The organism is Klebsiella sp. CN_Kp104, from assembly GCF_040064515.1.
Lineage (GTDB): Bacteria > Pseudomonadota > Gammaproteobacteria > Enterobacterales > Enterobacteriaceae > Klebsiella > Klebsiella aerogenes.
This window is the reverse complement of sequence record NZ_JBEAII010000004.1, coordinates 203,495-213,414: the sequence shown is the minus strand read 5'-3', so window position 1 is coordinate 213,414 and position 9,920 is coordinate 203,495. Positions and strand designations below refer to the sequence as shown.

Genomic DNA, 9,920 nt, shown 5'->3' with positions numbered 1-9,920 from the left:
TTCAGGCTTTCAGGCTTTCAGGCTTTCAGGCTTTCAGGCTTTCAGGCTTTCAGGCTTTCAGGCAGCAGTCCTGCACTTCATCACATCGGTCAGCACACTCATAATTGCGAAAAACATGTTGACCTGATATTAAAAAAACAACCGACTTTCTCTGATTTAATTTATGGACCTGTCTACTCAGGAATAATCCTTCATCGTTGTCGCGGGCCCACAAATCTTCATTTATCGCAAAGTATTACGTTTGTAGCAGCAGGCCCTTTTTCACCACTCTGCATGGCGAACTCAACTTTCTGCCCTTCAAATAAGGTATTGAAATTCTCACCATGGAGTGCGGAAAAATGGACGAAGACATCCTTGCTTCCGTCAAGAGGTGAAATGAAACCAAAACCTTTATCTTCGTTAAACCATTTTACCAAACCTTTAATTCTTGTGGACATACTGACTCCCGTTATACATGATAGTATTAATAGTAAACGTATAGTATTAAAGGTATGACTCAAAAGGAGGGGATATCAGCGATAGCGCCTGGTAATGAGGACTGACCAGAAAATGTTTAACGTTCGTTTGTACATTGAACTAACAGGATTCATTAAGACACGGGAGATACTAATACGCAAATTATTTTTTAGCCATCCAGAAGTCCTGCAGGAAAATTAAGTGTGGCAATATACTATTTTGAATGTATAGTCTTTACGTGTTTTTAATAAGGAATCGACTTGTCCCATAAAATGACAGGCATTGTCAAAAGCTTTGACATTCTCAGTGGTAAAGGCCTCATCATCCCTTCAGATGGGCGAAAAGATGTTCTGCTTCACATTTCAGCCGTTAACTCCCGCGAATCAGAATTACTCATCCCAGGAAGCCGCATAGAATTCTGTCGGATCAATGGTCCCAGAGGGCCTGTGGCTGCGAACATTTACCTCTCCTGAATTTCAGGGTCACAAAATAAACAGATTAAAACTTAACCATATGTGATACGGTGAAGTTCATTCATTGAAAGGTTAATGGTTATGTCTATTATCAATTACGCAATGAAATTCTTCAGCGGTGCATCTACTGCCACTGTTGTCTGCACTGTTTGTGGTTTCAAATCAGTTCAACCGATGGCAAAAATCCGGCGCAATCAGGCCATGCTTTGCCCTCGGTGTAAAGCCCTGTTTATCTCACGGCGCTAGTATCAACTGATCCGCCGTGGACAGAACCATCTTCTATACTTAAGTTAAATCCCAGCAGCTGTTAAATCCCTGATGCCTTACGCCCATCCTGAGAGAACGTTTCTGAACTGATTTCGCAACTGCTCCTGCGCGCTAATGTCGCATCAGAGCAATGCTATGAAAATGAACCCCAGAGCGTGGTTTAACCGCTCCCGTATTCCGGTGAATGCTGCCGAAAACGTAACGTTTTCGGCGAACGATCCTGCAAGCGAAAGCACTCCGCGGTCAGAACTCTTTTCGACTGCCCAGATGGAACGCTATGGTCAGAAGCTGGCGCGGACCCATAAAGTATCACCGGATAAACATCCCTATTATCTTCTGAAACGGCTTGGCGACAATGAGGCCGTTATCACCCAAAACTGCTATGAGCTTAATGCAGGTAAAAAGACCAGTATCATGCCCGCCGGGGAGTGGCTGCTGGACAATTATTATCTGATTGAGGAACAAATCCGTACCGTCCGCCAGCACTTGCCGAAAAGTTTTGGTAAAGGTCTCCCGTCGCTGATGTCGCCGCTGAATTGCCCAAGAATTTATCATATCGCATCAGAGGCCATTGCTCACGGTGATGGCCGCTGGGATGCCACCAGTCTGACCAGCTATCTCGCTGCCTATCAACAGGTGACGCCGCTGACGCTGGGTGAAGTCTGGGCATTACCGGGAATGCTTCGACTGGCGCTGATTGAAAATCTTCGTCGTATCAGTATGGAAGTGATAAAAGCGCAACAGGACAGAAACCTGGCAGATACGTGGATAACCAGGATTTTCGAATGTGCAGAGAGTGCGCCTGGTGATTTAATTATGGTGGTTGCCGATTTGGCGCGCTCCCGTCCTCCGTTATCCAGCGCGTTTGTCGCAGAACTGGTGCGGCGTCTGCAGGGGCACGGCAACGCGCTGTCGTTACCTCTTACCTGGGTTGATCAGTGCCTTCGGGAACAGGGAGTCACCACTGACATTCTCATAAATAACTTCAATCAACAGCTTGCCGCCAGCCAGCTGTCTGTCAGTAACAGCATCGCAGGTCTGCGATTACTGGGTGAAACGGACTGGGCTGATTTCGCCGAAACGATAAGCGTCGTCGAACAGGTATTAAGCAATGATCCTGCCGGTATCTATCCCCGGATGCACTTCAATACCCGGGATCATTACCGGCACGTAGTTGAGGTTCTGGCCAGAGACAGTGGGCTCAGCGAGCCTGAGGTTGCTGACAGGGTGCTGGCGCTTTCAGAGGAAAAAGCCCCCAATACACCGGAACATCATGTTGGTTATTATCTCGCCGGCGAAGGTCGACAGGCACTGGATATACATCTCCTGGCAGACACCTCAAGACTCATACGCTTGCGGCACAGTTTCAACAGAATAACCCTGCTGTCATGGCTTGGTAGCCTGGCGTTGTTGACAACCGCAGCGACCGCGGCAATATTGCACGAAACTGCCATGCAGGGCGCAGGTTGGTTGTTAATCGCGGTGATATTACCTCTGGTTATCGCTTTAACTCAGTTAATGAGTGATTTACTCAGTGACGCAACCACCCGTTTTCGCGTTCCTCGCCCCTTGCCGGGGATGGATTTTTCAACCGGCATTCCCGCTGACAGTGCCACCATGATCGTCATCCCCTGCATGCTGACCAGCCACGAAAGTTTCAGCCAGCTCCTCTCCAGTCTTGAAGTCTGTTGGTTGGGGAATGAAAACGAAAATCTCAGGTTCGCGCTGCTCACTGATTTTGCAGATTCTGAAAATGAACCCTCGCCGGAAAGTCACGCGCTGCTCAGACAGGCTATCGCTGATACGCAGGTGCTGAATCGCCGCTACCCCTCCGGCCGACCACGTTTTTATCTGTTACATCGTCAGCCTGAATGGAACCCCTCGGAAGGAGCGTGGATGGGCTATGAACGCAAGCGGGGAAAACTGGCGTTACTGAACAGCTGGTTGCGCCATCCCGGAACGCAATTCGTCAGCGTTGCAGACATGCCTGCCCACCTTTTACCGGGTCACATAAAATACGTCATTACCCTGGACAGTGATACGGTGTTGCCGCGCGATACGGCTCACAAACTGGTCGCGGCGATGGCCCATCCGTTGAATACGCCAGAGTATGATCCGGTACGCCAGAGGGTGGTCAAAGGATTTGGTATTTTACAACCCGGTCTTGCTGAGGAGATACCACGTAACGGTCAGGGGCGTTACGCCGCCCTGCGCAGCAGCATACCGGGTAATAACCCCTATTCTATGATGTCTTCGGATATCTATCAGGATCTCTTTGGGGAAGGGTCGTTCGTGGGCAAAGGGATTTACGATGTTGACATTTTTATGCAGGCCACTGCCAATACCTGCCCGGAAAATCTGGTTCTCAGCCATGATCTCCTCGAAGGGTGCTATGCGCGCTCGGGTCTGCTGAGTGAGGTGTTACTCTACGAACAGTACCCTAATAATTATCTGTCGGACGTTGCACGCCGTTCACGCTGGATCCGGGGTGACTGGCAACTGCTTAACTGGCTGAAACCACACGTCAGAAAAGCCGATGGAACCCGTACCCGGAATCCACTGACCGCGCTTTCTTACTGGAAATTACTCGACAATCTGCGTCGCAGCCTGGTCGCCCCCTCTTTAGTGGTATTGCTCTACTTCACCCTGCTTTGGGTTCCCAATCCGGTTTACTGGCTGTGCATACTGTCACTGATTTGGCTGTTGCCAGCCCTCCTCTGCATCACCCATGACCTTCTCAATAAACCTCTGCGCCGCCGCCTGAAGCCGCATCTGTTACTTGTAGGGGCGGGCGCGCTGAAGCGTCTGTCAGGTATCAGCCTTAATTTTGCGATACTGCCGCACGAAGCCGGATATTCTCTGAAAGCGATCGCCGTGACGCTATGGCGACTGGGGATAAGCAGGCGTCACCTCAGCCAGTGGGTCAGCCACAGCCAGGACAGCAGTCAGGCCAGATCCACTGTTGCACGTTTTTATCAGGCGATGTGGCTGAATGTTGCCGGTGGCGTGACGCTGATAATTCTGACCGGAAAATTGGCCCCCCAGCTGCTGGGGATTGTGTTACCGATCGGTTTGGTATGGTGTGTGGCCCCGCTGCTGATGAGCTGGCTGAGTCGTCAGCCCGTGCGTAAGGTTTTTTCGCCAGGTCAGGAACAAAAACAGCTGTTACGCCAGACAAGCCGTGAAATCTGGGCATTTTTTGAAACCTTTGCCACAGAAAAAGAGAACTGGCTTCCGCCTGATAATTATCAGGAAATACCACAACCGACGGTGGCACACCGAACTTCTCCTACCAATATTGGTCTTTCCCTTATGGCTAACCTGACGGCATGGGACTTTGGCTACCTGCCTGGCGGAGAGGTGCTCCGGCGCGTGTCGCTCACGCTCGACACGCTGGATAAAATGGAGCACTACCGGGGCCATCTCTACAACTGGTATGACACCCGTACGCTGGTCCCCCTCAGTCCACGCTATATCTCCAGCGTCGACAGCGGCAACATGGCCGGGCATTTGTTGACCCTGCGTGCAGGCCTGTCCGCCATGCGTCATCAGCCTGTTTTAAGCAGCCAACAGATACTGGCAGGACTGAACGATACGCTGGATATTCTGGAAAAACAGTGGGGTAAGAACCCACCTGACAGCCTGAGACTGCTGCGCAAGCATTGCCTGAATGCGGTGTCGCTCTCTCCGCAGGCGTTTATCAGCGAACTGAAAAGCATGCGCACCCAGTGCAACCATCTGACCAGCGCATGTCATCAGGGATCTCCTCTTCAGATGCGCTGGGCTGGACATCTGGAGCATCAACTGGTTCAGCTTTGCCATGAGTGGTCTCTGTTGCTTGGCTGGTTACCTGTATCCTGGAATGAACAGACGCTGCCGACGCTGAGCGAGCTTGCCCGTCCGACATTAACCGGTACAGAAACGCCTCCGGCGTCAGTGGCGGAGCAGGCCCGGATGCGACTCAATATTGTCTCCGAGCTGGAACAGCGGCTGGATGAGCATGCCCGGATGGATTTCGCCTTTCTGTACAGTGAAGCAACCAGTCTGCTCAGCGTCGGTTATAACTGTGACACGAATACGCCTGACAAGAGCCACTACGATCTCCTGCCGTCTGAAATCCGCCTGACCAGTTTTCTTGCCATTGCGACTAATCAGCTGCCTCTTAAAAGCTGGTACGCGCTGGGTCGATTGTTTACCACGATTGATAATGAAACGGCCCTGATGTCATGGAGCGGATCCATGTTTGAATATCTGATGCCGAATCTGGTGATGCCCACCTGGCCCGGCAGCCTGCTCGATGAAATGAGTCAGTCGGCGGTTATGCGCCAGATTCACTGGGGGAAAGAACGCGGGGTACCATGGGGTGTTTCAGAGTCTGGCTATCATGCTTTTGATGTTCAGCATAATTATCAGTATCAGGCATTTGGCGTACCGGGGCTCGGTCTGCGCAGGGGGCTTGCCGATGACATGGTTGTTGCTCCTTACGCCACGCTGCTGGCGCTGATGGTTTCCCCGCAGAAAGCCTGTGAGAACCTGTTCAGGCTGCAAAAAAATGGTGCACGCGGAGAATACGGTTTTTATGAAGCGCTGGACTATACCCCCTCACGTCTTGCAACCGGTCAGCTCTATGCGGTGGTACAGTCCTGGATGGCGCATCACCAGGGTATGGCATTTCAGGCGCTGGCTCATGTGCTGCTTGACGCCCCCATGACTGAACGCTTTATGTCCAGTACGGTATTCCGGTCAGCGAGTCTGCTGTTACAGGAGCGCGTGCCGGATGCGGTCGATCTGTACAGTCCGCGCCGTCATTTTGAATCTCATGAGGGCAGGGTCAAACCCATCCGCTATGAACCCCGTATTTTCTATAGCGTGGATACCCCTGCCCCGGATATTCAACTTCTGTCCAACGGCCATTATCATCTGATGCTGACCGCAGCCGGCGGCGGTTACAGTCGCTGGAACGATATTGCAATAACACGCTGGCGCAGTGATACCACCCGTGATAACTGGGGAGCATTCTGCTATATCCGCGATACCCAGACGGGAGATGTGTGGAGCAATACCTGGCAACCGACAGGCTACATCAGCGGACAAGACGAGGAAGTGTTATTCACCGATGCGGGGGCAGAATTCAGACGCAGCTTCGGGGGACTCAGCGTCAAAACTCAGGTGGTGATCTCTCCGGAGGATGATGTTGAATTGCGACGGCTCACACTGATTCATCGTGGTCGCAAGCCTCGCTCTCTGGAGCTGACAACCTATGTTGAAGTGGTCCTGGCAGCGGCTGCCAGCGATCTGGCACACCCGGCATTCAGCAATCTGTTTATTCAGACTGAGCTGGCTCCTGAGCGTGACGCTATTCTTTGCCACCGGCGCCCGCGCTCACCGGATGAACCGGGTCCTTGCCTGTTTCACATGATGGTGGTGCACGGCGATAACCGAAATAACGTGTCGTTTGAAACGGACAGGGCAAGGTTTATTGGACGTGGCAGAAATCCTGCGAATGCCCAGGCAATAGAGGCGGGAGGGACGCTCAGCAACACGTCGGGGTCAGTGCTGGATCCGATACTGGCTATACGTCACTCCATCACTCTACAGCCGGGGCAGCCGGTTACGATTGATATCGTTTATGGTATCAGCGAGAACCGCCAGCAGAGCCTGGCCCTGCTGGAAAAATATCGCGATTACCCTATTGCCGATCGCGTCTTTGAACTGGCCTGGTCTCACAGTCTGGTGGTATTACGCCAGATGAATGCCAGTGAAGATGATGCAACTTTGTTTAATCGTCTCGCCAGTGCTGTGCTTTACCCTGTCCAGGAGCTACGCGCTGAAGGCCAGGTGATCAGCCGCAACCGGCGTGGTCAGTCCGGTCTGTGGGGCTGGGCAATTTCAGGCGATCTGCCGATAGTACTGCTCAGTATAACCGGCGAAGAAAGTATCGCCTCAGTGACCACACTGATTCAGGCACACCGTTACTGGCGACAGAAAGGACTGGATGTTGATTTGGTTATCCTGAATAACAGCCCCGGTGGCTACCAGCAGGGATTACAAAATCAAATTATGGAATTAATTTATGCGGGGTCTGAAGCCAGTCTGCTGGACAAAACGGGCGGTCTTTTTGTCCGTAATGGCGAGCATCTCTCCGCAGAAGATAAGTTGCTTCTGATGAGCGTGGCCTGTCTTTATCTTGATGACCGCGCAGGGAGTATTAATGAACAGCTTAACCAGCGTATCCATACCCTGAAATCGCCGGTCATAGCATTCATGCCGCGTGCAGTGCGCGAGCGTAATCAACATACGGACTTGCCCCCCGATATCAGTCAGTTATGCTATTTCAATGGGTTCGGTGGATTTTCTCAGGATGGACGGGAATATCAAATTGTTATGCGGGAAAATGCGCAGACACCGGCTCCCTGGTCAAACGTACTGGCAAATCCCCGTTTTGGCAGCGTGATCTCAGAGGCAGGACAGGCCTATACCTGGTATGAGAATGCCCATGAATACCGGTTAACACCCTGGGAAAACGATCCTGTGAGCGATCGCTCTGGCGAGGCGTTTTATCTGCGTGATGAAGAGACCGGGGAAAACTGGTCACCGACAGCGTTGCCTGTTCGCGGACACGGTGATTACCTGACCCGGCATGGTTTTGGCTACAGCGTTTTTGCCCATCGAGAGAGTGGAATAGACAGCGAGCTGACGGTCCTGGTTGCCGAAGAGGCGCCAGTTAAACTGGTGCTCCTGACACTCAGTAACTCTTCGGGACGGACACGTCAACTCTCCGTCACAGGTTATGTAGAGTGGACGCTCGGAGGATCACGAACTCGCTCAGCTCCTCACATTGTGACACATGCGGCCAGAACGTCTGGCGGTTGCGGGGTGCTGGCGAACAACTTTTATGGTGATAATGGTGAAGGCCGAACTGCATTTTTTGCCGTCAGCGGTAATGACTGTTCGCTGACCGGGGACCGTCGGGAGTTTATTGGCCGTAATGGTTCCCTTCACGCGCCGTCAGCCATGAAACTGCGCAGGCTTTCAGGTAACACGGGCGCCGGTCTGGATCCATGCGGGGCGGTACAATCGACGGTAACATTAATTGATGGGGATCAGAGGACGTTTATTTTTATCCTCGGCGCAGAAGAGAATGATGTTTGTGCTAATGAGACGCTGGCCCATTACATGAACGAGGATACAGTCCGCCAGGAGCTGAACCGGATTCATAACCACTGGCACAATGTGCTCGATAAAATCGTGGTTAACACCCCCGACACGTCAGTAAATTTACTGGTCAATGGCTGGCTGTTATATCAGACAGTCGCCTGTCGCCTTATGGCCCGCAGTGGTTACTATCAGTCTGGCGGTGCATATGGTTTTCGCGATCAGTTGCAGGATTCACTGGCACTGAGCCATGCTGATCCGAACCGGTTGCGTGAACAGATAATACTCTGTGCCTCCCGGCAGTTTATCGAGGGGGATGTGCAGCACTGGTGGCACCCACCACACGGTAACGGTGTCCGTACCCGTTGTTCAGATGACTACCTGTGGCTGCCGCTTGCCGTTTGCCACTATGTTGAAACGACGGGGGATATGGAGGCTCTGGGAATACACATTCCTTATCTGGAGGGGCGCCTGCTTCCGCCTGGTGAAGAGTCTGTCTATGACACGCCGGTCATCAGCGGCATCGGAGAGACTCTCTGGTTACACTGTGTCAAAGCTATTCGCCATGGACTTCGGTTCGGGGGGCATGGCCTGCCGCTGATGGGGGCTGGTGACTGGAATGACGGGATGAACCGGGTGGGTATCGAAGGCAAAGGTGAAAGCGTCTGGCTGGGCTTCTTCCTGTACGACATTTTGCAGCGGTTTGCAGCGCTGGCGGAGCGCAGGCTGGATGAAAGCGTCGCCGCGATGTGCCATTCACAGGCTCTGCGCCTGCAAAGCAATCTCGAAGCCCACGCCTGGGATGGGGAATGGTACCGGCGCGGGTATTTTGACGATGGTACTCCCCTGGGATCGAAAACCTCACAGGACTGCCGGATTGATGCGATTGCGCAGAGCTGGTCTGTATTGTCCGGTGCCGCGAGCCCGGGACGGTGCGCAAAGGCCATGCAGGCGCTGGATAAGCACCTTGTGGATAACAAAGGCGGGCTGATCAAACTGTTAACGCCTCCTTTCAACGGACACGGTCCAAATCCGGGCTACATACAGGGGTACCTGCCCGGTGTGCGGGAAAACGGAGGGCAGTATACTCATGGCGCCATCTGGGCCGTGATGGCATTTGCCCGGATGGGGAATGCCAAACGAGCCTGGCAACTCTGGTCAATGCTCAACCCTGTAAATCATACTCTCAATGCGGGCTCTGTCGGGATTTATAAAGCTGAACCTTATGTCATGAGTGCTGATGTCTACAGCGTCGCTCCCCATACTGGTCGTGCAGGCTGGAGCTGGTACACCGGTTCTGCAGGCTGGGCCTGGCGTTTACTTACCGAGGAATTACTGGGGATAAAACGCACCGGCACTGACTTTAGAGTTCATGCCCTATTACCGGATGCGTGGCCGTCTTTTTCTATTGCTTATCAGTATGGTGAAAGCCACTATCAGATTAGTGTCTCACGCGGCGATGCAGAATATTCCGTGACGCTGGATGGTGTTCTCCTCCCTGATGACAGAATACCGCTGAAGGATGATGGACAAAACCATACGGTTGAGATCATTCAGAACTGACACTGA

General features: G+C 52.5%; 4 protein-coding genes. 3 read left to right on the top strand and 1 reads right to left on the bottom strand.

Features of this window, described 5'->3' with window-relative positions:
* Window positions 1-218: 218 nt before the first annotated feature.
* Complete coding sequence (locus ABLU80_RS08070; RefSeq protein ID WP_023279058.1) at window positions 219-437, bottom strand: cold shock domain-containing protein; 219 nt, start codon at window positions 435-437, stop codon at window positions 219-221.
* A gap of 279 nt (window positions 438-716) precedes the next feature.
* On the opposite strand from ABLU80_RS08070, the gene cspF reads away from it, so the two are divergent.
* The 3 genes from cspF to ABLU80_RS08055 all read left to right on the top strand — a co-directional run bounded on the left by cspF (window position 717) and on the right by ABLU80_RS08055 (window position 9,914).
* Window positions 717-929 (top strand): cold shock-like protein CspF, encoded by a 213-nt coding sequence (gene cspF / locus ABLU80_RS08065; protein ID WP_071787615.1) that lies wholly within the window; start codon window positions 717-719, stop codon window positions 927-929.
* 75 nt (window positions 930-1,004) lie between these two features.
* Entirely contained in the window at window positions 1,005-1,175 is a 171-nt protein-coding gene (locus ABLU80_RS08060; protein WP_306305617.1) for a YnfU family zinc-binding protein, read from the top strand.
* Window positions 1,176-1,331: 156 nt separating this feature from the next.
* Window positions 1,332-9,914 (top strand): glucoamylase family protein, encoded by an 8,583-nt coding sequence (locus tag ABLU80_RS08055; protein ID WP_348849884.1) that lies wholly within the window; start codon window positions 1,332-1,334, stop codon window positions 9,912-9,914.
* Window positions 9,915-9,920: the final 6 nt, after the last annotated feature.